The following is a 20,367-nucleotide window of genomic DNA, read 5'->3' on the forward strand; positions in this document are numbered from 1 at the left end:
TGAATAGCCGCATTGAAAAAGCACGGTGGGATAAATGTGTAAGGGGTGGTGAGACCTCGGCCGCCCTGACGGCTGGCCGAGGCTATTTCCCCATTACTCGTCGAACGCGTCCCACACGGGCGCGAAGTCCGGGTTCACTTGGCGTTCGCGCTTGGACAGCCCGGCGATCAAACGACGATCTTCATCATCGAGTTGCACGTCGAGCGCCGCCAGATTGGCCCTCTGGTTGGCCTCACTGCTGGCCTTGGGAATGGCAGCCACATTCGGTTGGTCCAGCAGCCATTTGAGTGCGACCTGGGTCGGCAGCACAGCGTGTTTGGCGGCGATCTGCTGGATAGCCGGAATCTGCGACACCTTGTTGCGTGCCAGCGGCGTGTAGGCCGTCAGGGCCATGTCGTGTTGGCGGGCGTAGTTCAGCAGGGCGTTTTGTCCGAGCAGGACGTGGTACTCGACCTGGATCGCTGACAGCGGTATGCCCAATTCCTCGACGACTTTGCGCAGCAGCGGCAGCGGAAAATTCGCCACGCCGATGTTGCGCGCAAGCCCCTGTTCCTTGAACGACACCAGGGTGTCCAGCGTGCGCGGCAGATCCCAATCGGTGGTGGGCCAGTGGAGCATGAACAGGTCGACGTAATCGCTGCGCAGTGCCTTGAGGCTGCGATCCATGGAGTGGCGCATGGCATCGGGTTGCAGTTGGTCCCACCAGACCTTGGTGGTCACGTGGATCTGGTCCCGTGGCGTCGGACTGTTCGCCAGCGCCTGACCGACCGCGTCTTCGTTGTTGTAGGCCGCCGCCGTATCGATATGTCGATAGCCCAGTGCGAGGGCCTGTTCCACCGCGCGGGTGCATTCCTCGCCCAGCATTGGCCAGGTGCCGAGGCCGAGTTTTGCCATGTTCAATCCCTGTGCATTAACGATGTGCTGCATGCTCGATCTCCTGTTCGTAAGCGGTAATGCCGGCAATGTGGCGGGCGGCGATGTAGCCGAAGGTCAGCGCCGGACCGATGTTGATGCCCCCGGCCGGATAGTGCCCGCCCATGATGCTGGCCATGTCGCCCCCGGCCGCGTACAGCCCGGCGATGGCCTGGCCCGAGTCGTCGAGGACCTGGGCATGGGGGTTGACCTTGAGCCCGGCAAAGGTGCCAAAACAGCCGGGCTGGACCTTCACGGCATAGAACGGGCCTTTTTCGATTGTGGCGACGCAGGGGTTCGGCTGCTGCAACGCATCACCCTGTTTGCGGTTGTAGGGCGTCGAGCCTCGGCCGAATTGCGGGTCTTCGCCATGGCGTGCATGGCGGTTGTAGTCCGTTACTGTGGTGCGCAAGCCAAGGGGATCGATACCGCAGGCCTGCGCCAATTCCTCAAGGGTTTTACCGGTCTTCAGATAGCCGCTGCGGATAAAGGGTGACAGCGGTACGGGAAACGGCCGGGAGATGCCCAAGCCATAACGCCGTTGGAAGTCGTGATTGCAGATCAGCCAGGACGCGACTTCTTCTCCCGCTGGCGCGGCGGCGACCATGGCGGTGACGTAGTCGTAATAGCCGTTGGCTTCGTTCACGAAGCGCTGGCCGTTGCTCAGCACGCCGATGATCCCGGGCTTGCCGCGCTCGATGATGTGGGGAAAGTGACCGATGCTGCCGTCGCTGTGAGGCACCCGGGAAACCGGTGCCCAGGCGACGGGGGACTGCATGTCTGAATCGACCTCGGCGCCGACGCGCTCACCCAGGCGCAAGCCATCGCCAGACACGCCCAAGGGCGGCAGCGCCAGGTGCTCATGGCCGGTGGGTGTGCGCGGGAACAATGCCTTGCGTCGCTCGATGTCATTGGCGAAGCCGCCCGCCGCCATCACCACGGCCTTGCGCGCCTTGATCCGCACCGAGCCCTTGGCGGTGCTGACGATCGCGCCGCATACCCGGTCGTGTTCCCGCAGCAAATCGGTGACGGGCGCCGACTCCCAGAGCAACACGCCAAGGTCTTCTGCGGACTTGGCCAGGCGCGCCACCAGCGCCACACCGTTGACCAGTTGCATCGCCTGGCCATGGACGGCGAGGTCGAGCAGATGGCGGGTAAAGCGCCGGGTGACATGCCAGGCGGCGGATAGCGAGCGGGTCAGGTTGAGAAACGCGCCGAGGTCCGCGCCGGCCATGATCGGCATGCCCATGAAGGACGTTTCGCGCATGGTTTTGCGCAAGCGCTTGAGCAGTTTGCCGACCTTTCTGGCGTCGTAGGGCGCAGCGATCACCGAGCGTCCACCGGTACCGGCGCCGGGCGTGTCGCCATGGATATCGGCAATGGCGTTGCCGTCGGCGAATTGCAGCGAGGTGTGCCGTTCGAAGAACGCCACCATCCGTGGCCCGGCCTGGAGAAAGGCATCGATCATCGGCGCATCGAAGCGCTCGCCCAATTCGTGCCGCAGGTAGGTGCGTGGCAGTTCGACGTCTTCGACGATCCCGGCGCGTCGGGCCAGTGGATTGCACGGCACCCAGGCCCAGCCGCCGGACCAGGCCGTGGCGCCGCCGAACACCGGGTCTTTCTCGACCACGATCACTTTCAGGCCATGCCACGCCGCCGTCACCGCCGCCGACAAGCCGGCCGCGCCGGAGCCGACGATCAGTACGTCGCAGTCAAGGTTCGGCAGAAAGTGCGGTTCGGCAGGCATGGTTCGGGCTCCAGCGATCTAATTATTTTGGAATTTGATTCCAGAAAATATAGGAAGTGGTTTCGAAGCAGGCAAGGGCAATGGCGCTAAAGCGGGCGGTTATCGGACAGTCAGTTCCAGATTTCGTGTTCTGCCGGTTGTCTTCTAGAATCGAGCAAATTTTGCCTGGAGACGCCCATGGCCGGCAGTCAGATCGAACGTGTTTTCAGTGTGCTTGAAAGCCTCACCAGCGACCCGCGTGGTCTGCCGATGCAGACCCTGGCCGAGCAGCTGGACATCCCCAAAAGCGCCACCCACCGCCTGCTCGCCGAGCTGATTCGCCTGGGGTATGTGCGGCAGAACCCGGAGAACCTGCGGTATCACCTGTCGACCAAACTGGTGGCCATGGGCTTTCGATACCTGTCGAGCAGCGGCGCCGATATCGTGCAGCCGGTGCTTGACCGACTGGCGCAGGAAACCGGCGAACTGGTGCGCCTGGGCGTCATCGAGGGCGAGCGGCAGACCTGGATCGCCAAGTCCCAGGGCGCCCGTTCCGGCCTGCGTTACGACCCGGACATGGGGCGTGACGCGCCGCTGTTCTATACCGCTTCCGGCCATGCCTGGCTGGCGTGCATGAGCGATGCCGAGGCGTTGTCACTGGTGGAGCGCCAGGCGGTGGACCTGCCTGTGGAGTTGGGGCCGAATGCGCCGCGATCGAATATCGAACTGCTCGAACGCCTGCGCCTGGCGCGGGAGCAGGGCTACGCCTGCGTCGAGGAAAGTTCGGCGGTGGGCACTTCGGCGATTGCCGCGGTGGTGCGGCATCCGGGGGATGGGCGGGTGATCGGCGTGCTGAGCATCGCCGGGCCGAGTGCGCGGATGCCGGGGGCGCGTTTGCATGAACTGGCGCCGTTGTTGTTGGCGTTTACCGATGAATTGTCGGCGGCCAGTCTGGCGTCGGAGTTGTTCAGCTAAACCACCAACATACCTCTACTGTAGGAGCGAGCCTGCTCGCGATAGCGATCTGACAGTCACTGTAGTGTGGGCTGACATGACGCATCGCGAGCAGGCTCGCTCCTACAGTGTTTTAGGGTGGGCGAATCGATGGTGTGCGCTGTTCGCACACTTTTGTAGTTGGTCTGTGTAAGAAACTGGAACTAGGTTCTAAATTGTTGGAATTCACACCTCCCACAATAACCACAAGAGGACCGCACCATGAGTTCGCCCCTTCGCATCGCCTTGATCGGTGCTGGCAACATGGGTCAGCAGCATTACCGGCATTTGAATTCCCTGACAGAGGCGACGCTGTGCGCCGTGGCCGATCCCGGTCCGCAGGCCGCCGAGATCGCGGCGCAATGGGGTGTAGCCTGTTTCGCCGATCACCGCCGGATGCTGGAGCAGGCCAGGCCAGACGCCGTCATTGTCGCCAATCCGAATAATCTGCACGTCAGCACCGCCCTCGACTGCCTGGCCGCCGGGGTACCGGTGTTGCTGGAAAAACCGGTCGGCGTACACATGGATGAAGTCCGCGAACTGGTGACCGCCGTGAAGAACAGCGGTGTGCCTGTGCTGGTGGGGCATCATCGTCGTCATAACCCGCTGATCGTCCGCGCCCATGAACTGGTGCACAGTGGTGCCCTCGGCCGCTTGACCACGGTCACGGCGCTCTGGCAGTTGCGCAAGCCCGACAGTTATTTCGAAACCCCGTGGCGTCGTGAAGCCGGGGCAGGGATGTTGCTGACCAACCTGATCCACGACCTCGACCTGTTGCGCCATTTGTGCGGCGAAGTGCGTCAGGTCCAGGCCATTACCAGCAATGCGATCCGCGGGTTTGCCAATGAGGATTGCGCGGCGGTGCTGCTGCAGTTCGACAATGGCGCGCTGGGTAGCCTGACCGGCTCCGATGCGGTGGCGGCGCCCTGGAGCTGGGAGCTGGATTCGGGGGAGAACCCGGTGTATCCGCCTCAGGCCGACCAACCCTGCTATCTGTTGGCCGGGACCGGCGGGGCGCTGAGCATTCCGCAACTCAAGCGTTGGCACTACACCGAGGCCGATGGCGGCTGGCACCAACCCTTGCAGACGACCCAGGAACCCTTCACTGCCGATGAAGCGCTGCGTGTGCAGTTGCAGCACTTCGTGCGTGTCGCGCGTCGGGAGGTCGAGCCGCTGGTGAGCGTCGCCGACGCCGCGCGGACGCTGGCGCTTATCGAAGCCATTCGCCAGGCCGCCGAAACCGGCCAGGCTTGCACACCTTCACGGATCGAGGACTGACCATGAACGAGCGGATCTTTTCCCTGGCCAGCCTGACCGTGCTGGAGTTGTCACCGCCGGACATGGTCGAGGTGGCGGCCCGGGCCGGTTACAGCCACGTCGGCCTGCGACTGGTGCCGGCGACGCCGGAGGAACATCATTTTTCTTTGGTAACGGACAGCGACTTGCTTCGCCAGACCCAGGCGCGTCTGCGCGACACCGGCATCCGTGTATTGGATGTGGAAATCCTGCGGCTGAAACCGGAAACCGTCGTGGCCGATTTCGAACGAATCCTCGCGGTAGGTGCCGAACTGGGTGCCAGCGAGTTACTGGTGGCTGGTAACGACCCTGACGAGCGACGACTGACGGAAAACTTTGCCCGGCTGTGCGACCTGGCCGCGCCTTATGGGCTGCATCCGCATCTGGAGTTCATGCCCTGGACCGATGCACGCGATCTTGTGCAAGCCGTGCGCATCGTCGAGGGTGCCGGGCGCGAAAACGGTGCAGTGCTGGTGGACGCTTTTCACTTCGACCGCTCCGGTTCGCAGCTGGAAGATCTGGCCAGGGTCGCCTCGTCACGGTTACGGTATGCGCAGTTGTGTGATGTCGCCGGGCCAAGGCCTGCGGACATGGCCGAGATCTTGCGTCAGGCGCGCAACGAGCGACGTTTTCCCGGTGAAGGCGATTGCGATTTGTCGGGGTTGTTGAGTTGTTTGCCAGCTAACATTCCACTGAGCCTGGAAATTCCCACGGTACGACTGCTGGAGCAGGGTGTGAGTGGGTTGGACCGGGCCCGGATGGCGTTGGACAAGACCCGGGATTTGTTGGCGCGGCTGTAAACGGTGCTGCGCACCTATCACCTGTAGGAGCGAGCCTGCTCGCGATGGACGAAAGAACTCCGCTGGGCATCAGGCACCCCGCGTTATCGTTTGCGACCATCGCGAGCAGGCTCGCTCCTACAGGAGAAGCTTTTGACTTTATGTAAGGACCCCCAATGACCGTCAGCACCCCGCTTTCCGGCGTCAATCAGCCCTTCAAAGGGATTCTGCTGATCGTTGTCGCAACCTTCCTCTTTTCCACGCATGACGCCATCTCCAAATACCTGTCCGGGTTCTATCCGATTGTCATGGTGGTGTGGGCGCGTTATGTGGTTCACACCCTGTTGATGGCAGGGATTTTCCTGCCGCAATCCGGAGTGGCCGTTCTACGCACCCGGCGACCGCTGCTCCAGGTGATCCGCGCATTGTGCCTGTTGGGTACCAGCCTGTTCTTCACCACGGGCCTGATGTACATCCCGCTGGCCGAAGCCACATCGGTCAACTTTCTCGCGCCGGTGCTGGTCACCGCGTTGTCGGTGCCGCTGCTCAAGGAACGGGTGACGCGGGGGCAATGGCTGGCGGTGATTTGTGGTTTCAGCGGGGTGCTGATCATCGTTCACCCCGGTGGTGATTTGTTCACCCCGGCGGTGCTGCTGCCTTTTTGTTCGGCGCTGTTTTTCTGCTTCTATCAGTTGCTGACGCGCAAGCTCAGTGAGATCGACAGCCCGACCACCAGTAACTTTTTTGCCGGGTTGTGCAATACCCTGGTCATGAGTGCGCTGGTGCCGTTCTTCTGGCAGGTGCCGACGCTGGTCCATGGCGCGATGATGCTGGCGCTGGGGGCCTGCGGGATGACCGCGCACCTGTTTCTGACCCAGGCCTTCCGCCATGCGGCGCCGGCCTTGCTGGCGCCGTTCAGTTATTGCCAGATCGTGTTTGCCGGCCTGCTGGGCTGGTGGCTGTTCTCCCATACGCCGACCCTGACCACAGTGATCGGTATCGCCGTGATCTGTTGCAGCGGGCTGGCGGCGGCCTGGCAGCAAAGCCGCAAATAGAAGTTCACCGATAAAAAACTGTAGGAGCGAGCCTGCTCGCGATGACGGTGGGTCAGGCAACATCAGTGTTGAATGACAATCGGCAGGCAAAAAAAAGCGCGGGCCCGATAACGGGCCCGCGCCGAGGGAACATCACTCTTCTGCGGTCGGAATCTTGCGCGGTGCCATGAAGTACAGCCAGGTCAGCGCGATGAAGTACATCGCCGGAATCAGGGTGAACAACACGGTGTAGTTGTTGTTGGTGACGGTCAGGATGTGGCCGACCAACTGAGTCATGAACATCCCGCCGATCGCGGCGCACATGCCACCGAACCCGAACACCGTACTCATCATGTGCTTGGGGGTGTAGTCCATCACCAGGCTCCAGATGTTCGCGGTCCAGGCCTGGTGCGCACCGATGGCCAGGGAAATCGCGAACACCGCTACCCACAGGTTGCTGGAGCCGGCCGCGATGATCACGCCGATGATGCAGCAGGCAAACAGCAGCATGGACATCAGGCGTGCCTTGATCGGGTTGACGCCGCGGCCGATCAGGAACGAGGACAGGATCCCGCCGCCGACACTGCCGAAGTCGGCGGTGAGGTAAATGATGATCAGCGGAATGCCCATCTGGGTCACGTTGATGCCCAGGTTGTATTGCTGGTTGAGGAACGGTGGCAGCCAGTACAGGTAGAACCAGAACACCGGCGCGGTGATCGAGTAGGCGAGGGCGAAGGCCCAGGTGCCGCGCATGCGCAGGATTTTCGAGAAGGGCACGCGGGTCTGTTCCGGTTCGACTTCGTTCTGGATGTAATCCAGCTCCGACTGTTTAACGGTCGGGTGCTCTTCCGGGTTGAAGTACTTCAGGCCCCAGCACACCAGCCAGATACCGCCCAGTGCCGACATGCAGATGAACGCGGCCTGCCAGCCCCAGGCATGGAGGATCAGCGGCAGCAGCATCGGCGTGAACATCGCACCTACGTTGGTCCCGGCATTGAAAATACCGGTGGCCACGGCGCGCTCGCCGGCCGGGAACCACAGGCGCGTGGTTTTCACGCAGGCCGGGTAGTTGGCGGCTTCGGTCAGGCCGAGGATAAAGCGGCAGACCATGAAGCCGGCGGCCGATGTGGCCAGGCCGTGGGCGCCGGTCGCCAGGCTCCAGAGCAGCACGGCGCAGAAGAACACGCGCTTGACGCCGACCCGGTCGATCAATCGGCCTTGCAGCACGAAACCGATGGCATAGCCGACCTGGAACCAGAAGTTGATGTTGGCGTAGTCCATCGCCGTCCAGCTCATTTCCTTGGCAAGGATTGGCTGCATGACGCCCAGGGCGGCGCGGTCGATGTAGTTCAGGGTGGTGGCGAAGAACACCAGCGCCAGCATGCCCCAACGGGTCTTGCCGACGGCCATGGCGCCGCGGATTTTGTCGCCGATGCCGCCAGTGGCGACGCCCATGGCCGGAGCCATGCGAGAGCTTTGAGTAGGATTCATCTGGGCCATCCGTTCAATGACTGACAAGCGAAGCTCGTCTGGACTTCAAGGGCACGTGATCAATCGATGGCGAAGGGCGCAGGACTGATCGGCTGGTTTCGTCGGCTGACGGGTTATTCAGCGAGCGGCACGGTGATGCCGGCGGTGTGCGGGGTTCGGATGGACGCCAGGCAGGGCGTAATGACGGTGGTGGGAGCAAACAAGGCGTTTAATGAGCGCATGAGCGTATACCCGTTTTTTGAAATTTTTATGTGGTGTTCTGGGTCTGGTTACCTGAGGCCGGCGGTTTGAAACCGGCTTCAATGTGGTGTTGATGTTGCGCAGTGAACAAAAAATCGTCAATTCGCCAAGGGTCATTTTGTTCGATAATCGAACACAAAACTAACCGGGTAGTACACTTTAAATTGCTGTGCGCGCTTGTGGGGCCAATAATTCATCCCAGATAAACGCGATCCCTGCACCAGCGTGCAATGCCCCTAACAAGATTGCCTCCACCACCGGGAGCCGAACCATGCAGCGTTCCATTGCCACCGTATCCCTGAGCGGTACCCTGCCGGAAAAACTCGAAGCCATTGCCGCCGCCGGCTTCGATGGCGTCGAGATTTTCGAGAACGACCTTCTCTACTACGACGGCAGCCCGCGGGAAATTAAACAGATGTGCGCCGATCTCGGGATCGCCATCACCCTGTTTCAACCGTTCCGGGATTTCGAAGGCTGCCGCCGTGACCGCTTGTCGCGCAACCTGGAGCGAGCCGAACGCAAGTTCGACCTGATGCAGGAATTGGGCACCGACCTGGTGCTGGTGTGCAGCAACGCCTCTGCGGATTCGGTAGGTGATGAACAAATTTTAGTCGATGATTTGCGCCTGCTGGCTGAGCATGCCGGCGCACGCGGGTTGCGCATCGGCTATGAGGCATTGGCCTGGGGCCGGCATGTGAACACTTGGCAACAGGTGTGGAACATCGTCCGTCAGGCCGATCACCCAAGCCTCGGTGTGTTGCTCGACAGTTTCCATACGCTGTCGCTCAAGGGCGATCCGAGCGCCATCGCCGAGATCCCCGGCGACAAGATCTTCTTCGTGCAAATGGCCGACGCGCCGATCCTTGCCATGGACGTGCTGGAGTGGAGCCGGCATTTCCGCTGCTTCCCCGGCCAGGGCGAGTTCGACCTGCCGGGCTTCCTCGCGCCGATCATCAAGAGTGGCTACACCGGGCCGCTGTCGCTGGAGATCTTCAACGACGGTTTTCGCGCCGCACCGCCACGGGCCAACGCCGCCGACGGTCTGCGTTCCCTGCTGTACCTCGAGGAAAAGACCCGCCAGCGCCTGGAGCAAGAGGCCAATCCGCCGGCCAATCGCGACATCCTGTTCGAAACGCCCACTGCCAGCGAATACAACGGCGTCGAGTTTCTCGAGTTCGCCGTGGACGAAAGCCTGGGCGCCAAACTGTCCCACTGGCTGGAGCGCCTGGGCTTCGCCAAGGCCGGACAGCATCGCTCAAAGAGCGTCAGCCTGCTGCGCCAGGGCGATATCAACCTGATCCTCAATTCCGAGCCTTACTCGTTCGGCCACAGCTTCTTCGAGGCCCACGGCCCATCGCTGTGCGCCACCGCCGTGCGGGTCAAGGACAGTGCCAGCGCCCTGGCCCGGGCCGTGGCCTACAAAGGCCAGCCCTATCGCGGATTGGTCGGCCCGAACGAACTGGAACTCGCCGCCGTGCGCGCGCCGGATGGCAGCCTGATTTACCTGGTGGACCAGGACGCCGACGTTTACGGCACCGACTTCAACCTGGTGCCAGACGCCGCGACCAACGGTGGCTTGAAGCGCATCGACCACATGGCCATGGCACTGCCCGCCGACAGCCTCGACAGCTGGGTGCTGTTCTACAAGAGCCTGCTGGATTTCGAAGCCGATGACGAAGTGGTCCTGCCCGACCCCTATGGTCTGGTGAAAAGCCGGGCCCTGCGCAGCCGGGACAGTTCGATCCGCTTGCCGCTGAACATTTCCGAGAACCGCAACACCGCGATCTCACATGCGCTGTCGAGTTATCGAGGTTCCGGTGTGCATCACATCGCCTTCGATTGCGACGACATCTTTGCCCAGGTCAGCCGGGCGAAAGAAGCGGGGGTTCCGCTGCTGGATATCCCGCTCAACTACTACGACGACCTGGCGGCGCGTTTCGATTTCGACGATGAGTTCCTCAGCGAACTGGCCTATTACAACGTGTTGTACGACCGCGATGCCCAGGGCGGCGAGCTGTTTCACGTGTACACCGAGCCGTTCGAAGGGCGCTTCTTCTTTGAGATCATCCAGCGCAAGAACGGCTATGCCGGTTACGGTGCGGCGAACGTGGCGGTGCGCCTGGCGGCGATGGCCAAATCACGAAGTGGCGCCGCCCGTCAGGCAAAGTTGTAGGAAAATCGTAATCGCTTCGACAATCCGCTGCCGCACGGCTTCCTTCACCGTGCGGCGCGGCTCATAATCGCCAGCTTGTGCATGATGGCCGTGAGCCCGCAATGACGATGACTTCAGACTTCTCCGCAATGCCCGGGCAGCCAGTTGCCGAACCGCGCAAGAGTCGCAAGAACAACCCGGAAAAAACCCGCGAGAACATCCTGCAAGAGGCGATTGTCGAGTTCGTCCAGCAAGGGTTGTCCGGTGCTCGCGTCGATGCCATCGCCGAGCGCATCCATACTTCCAAGCGCATGATCTATTACTACTTCGGCAGTAAGGAACAGCTCTACGTCGAGGTTCTGGAAAAGCTCTACGGCGATATCCGCAGTACCGAAAATCGCCTGCACCTGGCCGAATTGGCGCCGGTGGATGCGATTCGGCGGCTGGTGGAATTCACCTTCGATCACCATGACCGCAACGTCGATTTCGTGCGGATCGTCAGCATCGAGAACATTCACAACGCCGAGTATGTGAAGCAGTCCGATGCCATCAAGGCGATGAACAACACCATCCTCGATTCATTGGGCGAGATTCTGCGTCGCGGCGCCGAGCTGGGCGTGTTCCGCGGCGGTCTTGATCCGTTGGATGTGCATTTGCTGATCAGTTCGTTCTGCTTCTATCGCGTGTCGAACCGTCATACCTTCGGTGAGATTTTTCAGATCGACCTGCCGGACGAAACGATCAAGCAGCGTCATCGCGAGATGATCTGCGAGTCGGTTCTGCGCTACCTGCAGGCCTGATCTGTGGCGAGCGAGCTTGCTCGCGCTTGAGTGCGTAGCACTCACAAAGTAATGGATTGTTTCCAATATTTTGGGGCCGCTGCGCAGCCCAACGCGAGCAAGCTCGCTCGCCACAAAAGAAGGTTCAGCCATTCATGCTCTGAAAGTGCGCCAGCATCCGCTGCGCATCCGGCACCACGCCGCTGAACAATTCAAACGCCTTCACTGCCTGAAACACCGCCATGTTGCCGCCATCCAGCGTGCGGCAGCCCAAGGCGCGGGCATTGCGCAACAGCTCGGTTTCCAGTGGGAAATAGACAATCTCCGCCACCCACAACTCGGCGCGCAGCAACTCGACCGGGACCGGCGTTCCCGGCAGTTTCTTCATCCCCATGGGCGTGGTGTTCACCAGGCCGTCAGCCTCGCTCAAGGTGCCAGCCAGGTCATGGCCGGCCACTGCGCGGCCCTCGCCGAAATGCTGATTGAGGTTGTCCGCCAGACTCTGGGCGCGGCTGGTGTCCACGTCGAAAATGCTCAGTTGCCGTACGCCTTCGCTCAGTAGCGCGTGGGCTACCGCCGCGCCGGCGCCACCGGCACCCATCTGGACGACACGTTCAACGGCAACGCCCTTCAGACCCCGGCGAAAACCCTCGGCAAATCCCAGGCAATCGGTGTTGTGGCCGATGCGTTTGCCGTCCTTGAGCACCACGGTGTTCACCGCGCCGATGCCGCGAGCTTCCGGCGACAGTTCGTCCAGCAGCGGGATGATCGCCTGCTTGCACGGGAAGGTGATGTTCAGGCCGGTGAAGTTCATGCGTTCGGCGGCCGTCAGCAGTTCGGACAGGGCGTTGCTGTCCAGTTGCAGCTGATCGAGGTCGATCAGGCGATAGAGGTAGCGCATGCCCTGGGCGTCGCCTTCATGTTCGTGCAGTGCGGGAGTGCGCGAAGCCTGGATGCCGGCGCCGATCAGGCCGGCCAATACTGTTTGATTCTGGTTCACGATGTTCACCCTTTCAGACGTTGGCTGAAGTGCTCCAGCGCCAGGCGATAGCCGTGGCTGCCGAACCCGGCCATGACTGCGGTGGCAATGGCTGACACGAAGGAATGGTGGCGGAAAGGCTCACGGGCGTGAACGTTGGACAGGTGCACCTCAATCACCGGCAATTCGCTGGCGACCAGCGCATCGCGGATGGCCACCGAGGTGTGGGTCCAGGCGGCGGGGTTGATCACGATCCCAGCACAACGGCCGCGAGCGCCGTGAATCCAGTCGAGCAGTTCGCCCTCATGGTTGGTCTGGCGAAACTCCACCGCCAGGCCGAACTCTTCGGCGGCACGGGCGCACAGCGTTGAAATGTCGGCCAGGGTTTCATGGCCGTAGGTCGCCGGTTCACGGGTACCCAGCAGGTTCAGATTGGGGCCGTTGAGCACCAGAATGATGGGGGACATCGAATTTTCTCCACTTATTATTTTTGGCATTGGCCAGGATTTCAGCCTGTGGAGATAAATTGTACTAGATGGTTAATTTGGTCAATTGAAGCGGCGGTCCGTGGGCTATTTGTGTGCGGTGATCGAACATTAGAAACAGTTCGCAGCCTTCGGCAGCTCCTACATGTGTACGCCAATCCCTGTAGGAGCTGCCGAAGGCTGCGATCTTTTAACGAGGCAGATGCTCAACCAGAAAATCGATGAACGCCCGCAATCTCAACGGCATGTGGCGGCTTTGCGGATAGAGCAAGGTAAACGGCCGCGAGCGTCCGGAATAGGGTTTGAGCACTTCCACCAGCGAGCCGTCCGCCAGTTCTTTTTCGACGATGAAACGATAGGTTTGAAACAGCCCCGCGCCGTGTTTCGCCAGGGTCACGCCCCCCAATACGTCATCGGAACAGACGAAATTGCCCTCGGCGAGAATTTCGCGCTCCACACCCTTGTCATTGAACAGCCAGGCGATGCGCCGCCCACTGCTGGGCAATTCGTACTGAATGCATTCGTGCTGTTGCAAGTCATCGAGGGTTTGCGGCGTGCCGGCCTGCTTGAGGTACTCGGGGCTGGCGATCATCACCAGCGCGGCGTCCTCCAGTGGCCGCGCAATCAGGCCGGAATCCGGAATCGCCCGCACGCGAATCGCCATGTCATAGCCTTCGCCAACAAAATCGATATTGCGATTGCTGATATGCGACTCGACCTTCACCGCCGGAAAGCGAGCGCGAAAGGCCGGCATCAACGGCAGGATCCGGTGATGGGCATAGGTGGTCGGGATACTGATGCGCAAGGTGCCGGACGGCACTTGTTGCTGCCCCATGACTTCCCGCTGGGCTTCCACCAGCTGCGCCAGGGCCTGGCGGCATTCTTCGTAGTAGCGCCGACCACTGTCGGTCAGCTTGACGCTGCGCGTGGTGCGCGCAAACAGCCGCACGCCCAGGCGTTCTTCCATGCGCGACACCGATCGACTCACGGCCGCCGGCGTCACGCCCGCCACCAACGCCGCAGCGGTAAAGCTGCCAGCCTCGGCGGCCAGGCAGAACAGCTCGATGCTGCCCAATTGAAGATCGTCGAATTGTCGCTGCATGATTGATTACACCAGGGATCAAATGAAGTGTGGATTCAGTATTTATCAGATGCCGGCGCGCGGATACAGTGACGCTCCACAGGTCAGCCTTTCTTATCCACCGAGCAGGAGATGCAGCATGCCTTTCGTCAGCGTTCGTATTACCCGTGACGGCGTGACACGGGAACAGAAAGCCCAGGTCATCGCCGAAATCACCGAGACCCTGCAACGCGTCCTCGGCAAACCGCCGGAACTGACTCACATCGTGATCGAGGAAATCGACACTGATAACTGGGGGTACAAGGGCATTACCACGACTGAGTTTCGGAAGAATCAGCCGGGATGATGTCGCAGAAAGGCAAGACAGCCGTCCTTGTGACGGCTTTTTTGTGTGCGCAGAGAAAGGATTACTAACGATTTTTCAAGGTTGCCCCGCGAATGCTCAACAGCCTGAACGCTAGGCTCAACTGCGTATTTACAGTCCGATGTTCAGCACCAGTGATCGGAATCTTCCAGGGAATGGCGAGTCCTCGGATTCATTAACCTAACGGATGGGTTAGCATGAGAGTATGCAGCTACAAAGGGCTTTCGATAGTGATCCTGTTGCGTGACGAGCATTGTCCGCCTCACGCGCATGTGGATGCCGGCACGTGGAGTGCGGGATTCAGGTTCAGCTTCTGGCACAACGGTGTCGAACTCTGGGATGTGGTCCCGCTCTCGCGACGCCCGCCCTTGGCGGTGCTTGGGGGTTTGCGTCAGTCGCTCAAGCAGCCTGTCCATTTGCTGCGTGCTCGTGGCATCTGGTGGCGAAAATTGCAGACGGTTTGTCTTGAAAATCAATTGTGGGACTGGCACAGCAACGAAGTTGCTGCAGTGAAAAGAGTCGTCAGCACGACCAACATGATTGGATCGGCTCGCTACGAACCTGAAACGAACACGACACGGCTGTCCCTGATAGGTGCACAGGAATGTGTGGAGATCGAGTTATGAAAACGGTGAAGGTAAAGGATCAGGCTGATAGGCCAGTGACCGAAAGTCGCCTGGATGAAGCCATTAAGCGTGGGCAATTGCGTAGAAACTGCAGTCTGCAAGCGACGGCCGTCAATTTTATTGACCCGTGCCTGGCCGTCAGCTTCGAAGATGGCAGCGGCGTCTTGCTGCCCGTTGCGAATTATCCTGAGTTCGATGATTTCGAGGCCGAGGATTTTGCCGGGCTGACCATCGGTTTCGCCGGTACCGCACTGTGCCATGAAGCCAAAGACCTGGATGTTTCCATTGCCGGCATGATCTCGGCGAGCCAGTCATTAATGGCCATGGCCGCCTCGGTGATTGCCTCGCGCAATGGTCGCCAGAGCAGCGCCGCCAAAGCTGAAGCCGCCAGGGCCAATGGCAAGAAAGGCGGGCGGCCACGCAAGGCCGATGTGGTGCTTTGAGCGCTCACAAAAAAGCCGTCGTGATGACGGCTTTTTTGTGTGTGATATCTGCAATCACCGCCGAGTCAACAACACTCCCGACTCCATGTGATGCGTCCACGGGAACTGGTCGAACATCGCGCATTGGGTGATGCGGTGGGTGTCGTGCAGTTGGGCGATGTTGGCCGCCAGGGTTTCCGGGTTGCAGGAGATGTACAGGATGTTGTCGAAGCGCCGGGTCAGTTCGCAGGTGTCCGGATCCATGCCGGCGCGGGGCGGGTCGACGAAGACGCTGCCGAATTCGTAGCTTTTCAGGTCGATGCCGTGCAGGCGACGGAATGGCCGTACTTCGTTCAGCGCTTCGGTCAGTTCTTCGGCAGACAGGCGCACCAAGGTGACGTTATCCACAGCGTTTTCGCTGAGGTTGCTCAGCGCCGCGTTTACCGAGGTCTTGCTGATTTCAGTGGCCAGCACTTTGCGCACGCGGGTCGCCAGCGGCAGGGTGAAGTTGCCATTGCCGCAATACAGTTCCAGCAAGTCGTCCGTACGCTCGCCCAGCGCTTCGAATGCCCAGTTGAGCATCTTCTGGTTCACCGTGCCGTTGGGCTGGGTGAACGCGCCTTCCGGTTGGCGGTAGCTGAAGGTACGGCCGCCGACTTCCAGTTTTTCCACCACGTAATCGTGGCCGATGACTTCGCGCTTGCCCTTTGAACGGCCGATGATGCTGACGTTCAGGTCGGTTGCCAGTTTCGTGGCCGCCGCGTGCCAGTGTTCGTCCAGCGGGCGGTGATAGCACAGGGTGATCATGGCATCGCCGGCCAGGGTGGTGAGGAACTCCACCTGAAACAGCTTGTGGCTCAGGGCCGAACTGGCCTGCCACGCGGCCTTGAGCTGCGGCATCAACTGGTTGATGCGCAGGCTGGCGATCGGGAACTCTTCGATCAGGATCGGCGTGCGCTTGTCTTCCTGGGAAAACATTGCGTAGTGGCGCTCGCCGGCCTCACGCCACAGGCGGAATTCGGCGCGCAGGCGGAAGTTCTGCAACGGTGAGTCGAAGACGACCGGCTGCGGCGCATCGAAAGGGGCCAGCAGGTCACGCAAACGCGTGACCTTGTCTTCGAGCTGAGCGGCGTAGGCCTGGGTATCAAAAGTCATGCGTTGAACCAACCGAGCTTGATCACGAACAGAATCGACAGAATCACCAGGGCCGGGTTCAGCTCTCGACCGCGACCGGACATCAGCTTGATGGCGGTCCAGGAAATGAATCCGAAAGCGATACCGTTGGCGATAGAGTAGGTGAACGGCATCGCCAGGGACGTGATTACGACAGGGGCGGCAACGGTGATGTCGTCCCAGTCTATTTCGGCCAGGCCGGAAGTCATCAGCACGGCGACGAACAGCAGCGCCGGTGCGGTGGCGAAGGCTGGAACGCTGGCGGCCAGTGGCGAGAAGAACAGCGCCAGCAGGAACAGGATCGCCACGACGATGGCGGTCAGGCCGGTACGGCCGCCGGCACTCACGCCCGCGGCGGATTCGATGTAGCTGGTGGTGGTCGAGGTGCCCAGCAGGGAACCGGCCATCGCCGCCGTACTGTCGGCGATCAGGGCGCGGCCCATTTTCGGCATGTGGCCGTCCTTGCCCATCAGGCCGGCGCGCTTGGCGACGCCGATCAGGGTGCCGGAGTTGTCGAACAGGTCGACGAACAGGAAGGCGAAGATCACGCTGACCAGACCAATGTCCAGCGCGCCCTTGATGTCCAGTTGCAGGAAGGTCGGTGCCAGCGAAGGTGGCATCGACATCACGCCGCCGAATGGGGTGAAGCCCATGACGATGGAGACGATGGTCACCACCAGGATGCCGATCAGCACTGCGCCGCGCACGGCGAGGGCTTCGAGGGCGACGATCAGGGCGAAACCGAGGGTCGCGAGGATCGGTGCCGGTTGTTTCAGGTCGCCAAGGCCGACCATGGTCGCCGGGTTGCTGACCACGATGCCGGCGTTGTGCAGGGCGATCAGGGCCAGGAACAGGCCGATACCGGCGGCGATCGCCGAGCGCAGCGGCAGCGGGATGCTGTTGATGATCCATTCACGGATGCGGAAGATCGACAGCAGGAAGAAGCACACGGCCGAGATGAAGACTGCACCCAGCGCCACTTGCCAGGTGTGACCCATGTGCAGGACCACGGTGTAGGTAAAGAAGGCGTTCAGGCCCATGCCCGGTGCGAGGGCGATCGGGTAGTTGGCGATCAGGCCCATCACCGTGGAGCCGATGGCGGCTGCCAGGCAGGTGGCGACGAAGACGGCGCCCTTGTCCATGCCGGTCTCGCCGAGGATGCTCGGGTTGACGAACAGAATGTAGGCCATGGCCAAAAAGGTCGTGACGCCCGCCAGAATCTCGGTGCGTACGTTGGTGTTGTGTGCCTTGAGTTGAAACAGCCTTTCCAGCATGTCTGCTCCCCGTGGCGCGCCCGGCGCCGTGAATGTATCGACCTCAACAGCAAAGCACAGACCACTGCAGGCGCCCGGGAATTTTCTGTGGGTCGGAAAAAGCCGCGCATCATACCAGCAGCACAGGGTTATGGCTGCTTATGGCGGTGATCGTCGTCGATGTTTTGCGTTTGGCCTGAGTCAGCCATACTGCGCGCCTGATTTCGGGGTGGGTATTTCATGAAAATGCGTCTGTTGACCTTGCTGGCAATGTTCCTGGGGGCACAAAGCGCCCTGGCGGCCCCAGCTCCACCTTTGACCCAGGTGAAAGTGCTGAAGGTCGAATCCCCTGGCTGTGGCTTCGAAAGCATTGACGAAGGCCAGACGCAGACCCGCTGCAATCACAGTGGTCCGAACATCCGGATCTACGTGCTGGAAGTGGGCTACGGCCGCAACCAGCCCCAGGTCGGGCTGGATGGTTTCGAGCTGAACGGCACCCGCACGCCGGTCTGTGCCTTCGATAACGGCAACCTGACCGATTGCGTTGCCGGTCGAAAAACCGTCGGCAATCTGTACATTTTCGATATGGCCGGCAAACAGGAAGGCACCTTCACCTTCAGCAATACCTCAATCAATGCGCCGGGCAACACGATGTCGACGCAGCTTTATATCAAGTAGTTTTACGTCGGGCAGAGGGGGCTCGAACAAGGGCAATCAAAGCTGACTACGCTTTAAGGACCCTCCTGTGGATTGCCCCCATGACCTTTAGAGCCTTGATTACCCTCGCCGAGGGCATTGATGACCTGCAAGCCGTCACCCTGATCGATGTATTGCGTCGCGCCAAAATAGAAGTGGTGGTGGCGAGCATTGAAGGACGACGCATGCTCACCTGCGCTCGTGGGACTCGCCTGACCAGCGATGCCATGTTGATCGACCTGCTGGCCCAGCCCTTCGACCTGATCGTCCTGCCAGGCGGCGCCGTCGGCGCGCAGCACCTGGCCGCCCACCAACCCCTGCAACAATTGATCAAGGACCAGTCTGCGGCCGGTCGCCTGTTCGCCGGCATCGCCGAAGCCCCGGCGCTGGCACTGCATGCATTTGGCGTGTTGCGCCAGCGGCGCATGACCTGCCTGCCCTCCGCCAGCCATCAACTCTCGGGCTGCAACTTCGTCGATCAACCGGTGGTGGTCGATGGCAACTGCATCACCGCCCAGGGCTCAGGCGCTGCGCTGGCATTTGCCCTGGCCCTGGTGGAGCAACTGTGTGGCAAGGCAACGCGCTCGACGGTGGCAGGGGAGTTGGTCGTCTAGCGCGCTCAAGCCCCGACTTTTTCTTCCGCGGGCACATGCATTCGGTCGCGCTGGGCCAGGGTCGGGAACAGTTTGATCCAGGTCCCGGTCACCACCAGCGTGCCGATCCCGCCCATGACCACCGCCGGAACGGTGCCGAACCAATGGGCGGTCAGGCCGGATTCGAATTCGCCCAGCTGGTTGGAGGCGCCGATGAACAGGCCGTTCACCGCGCTGACCCGGCCGCGCATTTCGTCCGGGGTTTCCAGTTGCACGAAAGATGCGCGAATCACCATGCTTATCATGTCGGCCGCGCCCAATACCACCAGCACTGCCAGTGAGAACCAGAACGAGGTCGACAGGCCGAAGGCGATGGTCGCCACGCCGAATACCCCCACTGCCGTGAACATCACCCGCCCGACATTGCGTTCCACGGCGAACCTGGCCAGAAACAGCGACATCAGCAGCGCACCCACCGCCGGTGCCGAGCGCAGCAGGCCCAGCCCCCAAGGGCCGGTGAGCAGAATGTCCTTGGCGAATACCGGCAACAGCGCCGTGGCACCGCCGAGCAGGACCGCGAACAGATCCAGGGAAATCGCCCCGAGAATATCCGGACGGCTGCGAATGAAACGGATCCCCGCCAGCAGCGAATCCAGGGTCGCCTTGCCCTTGTTCAAGGGTGTTTGCCGGGCCGGTAGATTGAGCATGAGCGAGCAGGCGATGACGTACAGCAGGACGGTCGGGCCATACACCCACACACTGCCAAAGGCATATAGCAGGCCGCCGAGGGCCGGGGCGACGATGGTTGCCGATTGCTGGGCCGATTGCGCGGCGGCCACGGCCCGGGGAAACAGGCCGCTGGGCACGATGCTCGGCAGCAGGGCCTGGGTGGTCGGCATCTCGAAGGAGCGGGCGGCGCCGAGCAGGAAGGCGAGGATGAAGATCATTTCCCGGGTGACATGGTCAGTCGCGCTGCCGATGGCCAGCGACAGGGCGATCAGCGCTTGCAGGGACTGGCAGATCGCCGCGACCTTGCGCCGGTCGTAGCGGTCCGCGACATGTCCGGTGTGCAGCATGAACAGCACTCGCGGCGCGAACTCCACCAACCCCACCAGACCCAGGTCGAGCACGTTGCCGGTCAGTTGGTAGAGGTTCCAGCCAATGGCCACAGTGAGCATCTGAAAACCGCTGGCGGTAAAAATCCGGGCCAGCCAGAACGCGAGGAAGGGACGGTGGTGACGTAGCAGCAAAGGCTCTTGGCTGGGCATTTGAAGGCATATCGGCAGGAAGGGA

Annotated in this window: 20 protein-coding genes; 11 read left to right on the forward strand and 9 right to left on the reverse strand. The window is 61.3% G+C overall.

Features of this window, described 5'->3' with window-relative positions; all coding sequences use genetic code 11:
- Window positions 1-93: 93 nt before the first annotated feature.
- Both ABTV29_RS03655 and ABTV29_RS03660 read right to left on the reverse strand, forming a co-directional pair.
- Window positions 94-927 carry an aldo/keto reductase gene (locus ABTV29_RS03655; RefSeq protein ID WP_433768875.1) on the reverse strand — a complete coding sequence of 278 codons (834 nt, stop codon included), beginning with the start codon at window positions 925-927 and terminating at the stop codon, window positions 94-96.
- On the reverse strand, window positions 911-2,659 hold the full coding sequence (locus tag ABTV29_RS03660) for an FAD-dependent oxidoreductase (protein ID WP_433768876.1): 1,749 nt from the start codon (window positions 2,657-2,659) through the stop codon (window positions 911-913). The genes ABTV29_RS03655 and ABTV29_RS03660 overlap by 17 nt, the downstream gene beginning before the upstream one ends.
- A 177-nt stretch (window positions 2,660-2,836) precedes the next feature.
- Here ABTV29_RS03660 and ABTV29_RS03665 point away from each other — a divergent pair, with 177 nt between their 5' ends.
- From ABTV29_RS03665 to ABTV29_RS03680, 4 genes are all read left to right on the forward strand, one after another.
- The gene (locus tag ABTV29_RS03665; protein WP_433768877.1) at window positions 2,837-3,613 is read left to right on the forward strand and encodes an IclR family transcriptional regulator; all 777 of its coding nucleotides are present in this window, start codon (window positions 2,837-2,839) and stop codon (window positions 3,611-3,613) included.
- 240 nt (window positions 3,614-3,853) lie between these two features.
- Window positions 3,854-4,909, forward strand: coding sequence for a Gfo/Idh/MocA family protein (locus tag ABTV29_RS03670; protein WP_433768878.1), 1,056 nt, complete (start codon window positions 3,854-3,856; stop codon window positions 4,907-4,909).
- A 2-nt stretch (window positions 4,910-4,911) separates the two neighbouring features.
- Complete coding sequence (locus tag ABTV29_RS03675) at window positions 4,912-5,727, forward strand: sugar phosphate isomerase/epimerase family protein (protein WP_433768879.1); 816 nt, start codon at window positions 4,912-4,914, stop codon at window positions 5,725-5,727.
- Window positions 5,728-5,882: 155 nt separating this feature from the next.
- Window positions 5,883-6,761 carry a DMT family transporter gene (locus ABTV29_RS03680; RefSeq protein WP_433768880.1) on the forward strand — a complete coding sequence of 293 codons (879 nt, stop codon included), beginning with the start codon at window positions 5,883-5,885 and terminating at the stop codon, window positions 6,759-6,761.
- 132 nt (window positions 6,762-6,893) lie between these two features.
- Here the strand turns inward: ABTV29_RS03680 and ABTV29_RS03685 are convergent, their stop codons facing one another.
- Window positions 6,894-8,231 (reverse strand): MFS transporter, encoded by a 1,338-nt coding sequence (locus ABTV29_RS03685; RefSeq protein ID WP_433768881.1) that lies wholly within the window; start codon window positions 8,229-8,231, stop codon window positions 6,894-6,896.
- A 511-nt stretch (window positions 8,232-8,742) separates the two neighbouring features.
- Between ABTV29_RS03685 and quiC the strand changes: the two genes are divergently transcribed.
- Both quiC and ABTV29_RS03695 read left to right on the forward strand, forming a co-directional pair.
- Window positions 8,743-10,644: a 3-dehydroshikimate dehydratase QuiC gene (gene quiC / locus ABTV29_RS03690; RefSeq protein WP_433768882.1), complete on the forward strand. Its 1,902-nt coding sequence runs from the start codon at window positions 8,743-8,745 to the stop codon at window positions 10,642-10,644.
- A gap of 101 nt (window positions 10,645-10,745) precedes the next feature.
- A complete protein-coding gene (locus ABTV29_RS03695) occupies window positions 10,746-11,423 on the forward strand; it encodes a TetR/AcrR family transcriptional regulator (RefSeq protein WP_433768883.1) in 678 nt (225 codons plus the stop codon).
- 124 nt (window positions 11,424-11,547) lie between these two features.
- Here the strand turns inward: ABTV29_RS03695 and ABTV29_RS03700 are convergent, their stop codons facing one another.
- The 3 genes from ABTV29_RS03700 to ABTV29_RS03710 form a co-directional block, all read right to left on the reverse strand.
- Window positions 11,548-12,402 (reverse strand): shikimate dehydrogenase, encoded by an 855-nt coding sequence (locus ABTV29_RS03700; protein ID WP_433768884.1) that lies wholly within the window; start codon window positions 12,400-12,402, stop codon window positions 11,548-11,550.
- Window positions 12,403-12,407: 5 nt separating this feature from the next.
- A complete protein-coding gene (gene aroQ / locus ABTV29_RS03705) occupies window positions 12,408-12,848 on the reverse strand; it encodes a type II 3-dehydroquinate dehydratase (RefSeq protein WP_433768885.1) in 441 nt (146 codons plus the stop codon).
- Between the two features lie 208 nt (window positions 12,849-13,056).
- Window positions 13,057-13,968: a LysR substrate-binding domain-containing protein gene (locus tag ABTV29_RS03710; protein WP_433768886.1), complete on the reverse strand. Its 912-nt coding sequence runs from the start codon at window positions 13,966-13,968 to the stop codon at window positions 13,057-13,059.
- A gap of 118 nt (window positions 13,969-14,086) precedes the next feature.
- On the opposite strand from ABTV29_RS03710, the gene ABTV29_RS03715 reads away from it, so the two are divergent.
- The 3 genes from ABTV29_RS03715 to ABTV29_RS03725 all read left to right on the forward strand — a co-directional run bounded on the left by ABTV29_RS03715 (window position 14,087) and on the right by ABTV29_RS03725 (window position 15,380).
- Window positions 14,087-14,293 (forward strand): tautomerase family protein, encoded by a 207-nt coding sequence (locus ABTV29_RS03715; protein ID WP_034148192.1) that lies wholly within the window; start codon window positions 14,087-14,089, stop codon window positions 14,291-14,293.
- Between the two features lie 215 nt (window positions 14,294-14,508).
- On the forward strand, window positions 14,509-14,937 hold the full coding sequence (locus ABTV29_RS03720; RefSeq protein ID WP_433768887.1) for a DUF4160 domain-containing protein: 429 nt from the start codon (window positions 14,509-14,511) through the stop codon (window positions 14,935-14,937).
- The gene (locus ABTV29_RS03725) at window positions 14,934-15,380 is read left to right on the forward strand and encodes a DUF2442 domain-containing protein (protein ID WP_433768888.1); all 447 of its coding nucleotides are present in this window, start codon (window positions 14,934-14,936) and stop codon (window positions 15,378-15,380) included. Before ABTV29_RS03720 ends, ABTV29_RS03725 begins: the two co-directional genes overlap by 4 nt.
- Before the next feature lie 54 nt (window positions 15,381-15,434).
- Here ABTV29_RS03725 and trmA read toward each other — a convergent pair whose 3' ends face one another.
- Window positions 15,435-16,514, reverse strand: a complete 1,080-nt coding sequence (trmA, locus tag ABTV29_RS03730) for a tRNA (uridine(54)-C5)-methyltransferase TrmA (RefSeq protein ID WP_433768889.1) — start codon at window positions 16,512-16,514, stop codon at window positions 15,435-15,437.
- Entirely contained in the window at window positions 16,511-17,806 is a 1,296-nt protein-coding gene (locus tag ABTV29_RS03735) for an NCS2 family permease (protein ID WP_433768890.1), read from the reverse strand. Before ABTV29_RS03735 ends, trmA begins: the two co-directional genes overlap by 4 nt.
- 219 nt (window positions 17,807-18,025) lie before the next feature.
- Here ABTV29_RS03735 and ABTV29_RS03740 point away from each other — a divergent pair, with 219 nt between their 5' ends.
- Both ABTV29_RS03740 and ABTV29_RS03745 read left to right on the forward strand, forming a co-directional pair.
- The gene (locus tag ABTV29_RS03740) at window positions 18,026-18,463 is read left to right on the forward strand and encodes a DUF4879 domain-containing protein (protein ID WP_433768891.1); all 438 of its coding nucleotides are present in this window, start codon (window positions 18,026-18,028) and stop codon (window positions 18,461-18,463) included.
- Between the two features lie 80 nt (window positions 18,464-18,543).
- Window positions 18,544-19,095 (forward strand): DJ-1 family glyoxalase III, encoded by a 552-nt coding sequence (locus tag ABTV29_RS03745; RefSeq protein ID WP_433768892.1) that lies wholly within the window; start codon window positions 18,544-18,546, stop codon window positions 19,093-19,095.
- Window positions 19,096-19,100: 5 nt separating this feature from the next.
- Here the strand turns inward: ABTV29_RS03745 and ABTV29_RS03750 are convergent, their stop codons facing one another.
- Window positions 19,101-20,342 carry an MFS transporter gene (locus tag ABTV29_RS03750; protein WP_433768893.1) on the reverse strand — a complete coding sequence of 414 codons (1,242 nt, stop codon included), beginning with the start codon at window positions 20,340-20,342 and terminating at the stop codon, window positions 19,101-19,103.
- Window positions 20,343-20,367: the final 25 nt, after the last annotated feature.

Origin of the sequence: Pseudomonas putida (genome assembly GCF_050989985.1) — a bacterium.
Taxonomy (GTDB): Bacteria; Pseudomonadota; Gammaproteobacteria; order Pseudomonadales; family Pseudomonadaceae; genus Aquipseudomonas; species Aquipseudomonas putida_AI.

Bases quoted from the DNA above. Each gene is read 5' to 3' on its own strand.
- ABTV29_RS03695 (WP_433768883.1), top strand. From the start codon at position 10,746: ATGACGATGACTTCAGACTTCTCCGCAATGCCCGGGCAGCCAGTTGCC.
- ABTV29_RS03685 (WP_433768881.1), bottom strand. From the start codon at position 8,231: ATGAATCCTACTCAAAGCTCTCGCATGGCTCCGGCCATGGGCGTCGCC.
- ABTV29_RS03665 (WP_433768877.1), top strand. From the start codon at position 2,837: ATGGCCGGCAGTCAGATCGAACGTGTTTTCAGTGTGCTTGAAAGCCTC.
- ABTV29_RS03710 (WP_433768886.1), bottom strand. From the start codon at position 13,968: ATGCAGCGACAATTCGACGATCTTCAATTGGGCAGCATCGAGCTGTTC.
- ABTV29_RS03740 (WP_433768891.1), top strand. From the start codon at position 18,026: ATGAAAATGCGTCTGTTGACCTTGCTGGCAATGTTCCTGGGGGCACAA.
- ABTV29_RS03720 (WP_433768887.1), top strand. From the start codon at position 14,509: ATGAGAGTATGCAGCTACAAAGGGCTTTCGATAGTGATCCTGTTGCGT.
- ABTV29_RS03745 (WP_433768892.1), top strand. From the start codon at position 18,544: ATGACCTTTAGAGCCTTGATTACCCTCGCCGAGGGCATTGATGACCTG.
- ABTV29_RS03680 (WP_433768880.1), top strand. From the start codon at position 5,883: ATGACCGTCAGCACCCCGCTTTCCGGCGTCAATCAGCCCTTCAAAGGG.
- ABTV29_RS03675 (WP_433768879.1), top strand. From the start codon at position 4,912: ATGAACGAGCGGATCTTTTCCCTGGCCAGCCTGACCGTGCTGGAGTTG.
- ABTV29_RS03735 (WP_433768890.1), bottom strand. From the start codon at position 17,806: ATGCTGGAAAGGCTGTTTCAACTCAAGGCACACAACACCAACGTACGC.
- ABTV29_RS03750 (WP_433768893.1), bottom strand. From the start codon at position 20,342: ATGCCCAGCCAAGAGCCTTTGCTGCTACGTCACCACCGTCCCTTCCTC.
- aroQ (WP_433768885.1), bottom strand. From the start codon at position 12,848: ATGTCCCCCATCATTCTGGTGCTCAACGGCCCCAATCTGAACCTGCTG.
- ABTV29_RS03715 (WP_034148192.1), top strand. From the start codon at position 14,087: ATGCCTTTCGTCAGCGTTCGTATTACCCGTGACGGCGTGACACGGGAA.
- ABTV29_RS03670 (WP_433768878.1), top strand. From the start codon at position 3,854: ATGAGTTCGCCCCTTCGCATCGCCTTGATCGGTGCTGGCAACATGGGT.
- quiC (WP_433768882.1), top strand. From the start codon at position 8,743: ATGCAGCGTTCCATTGCCACCGTATCCCTGAGCGGTACCCTGCCGGAA.
- ABTV29_RS03660 (WP_433768876.1), bottom strand. From the start codon at position 2,659: ATGCCTGCCGAACCGCACTTTCTGCCGAACCTTGACTGCGACGTACTG.
- trmA (WP_433768889.1), bottom strand. From the start codon at position 16,514: ATGACTTTTGATACCCAGGCCTACGCCGCTCAGCTCGAAGACAAGGTC.
- ABTV29_RS03655 (WP_433768875.1), bottom strand. From the start codon at position 927: ATGCAGCACATCGTTAATGCACAGGGATTGAACATGGCAAAACTCGGC.
- ABTV29_RS03725 (WP_433768888.1), top strand. From the start codon at position 14,934: ATGAAAACGGTGAAGGTAAAGGATCAGGCTGATAGGCCAGTGACCGAA.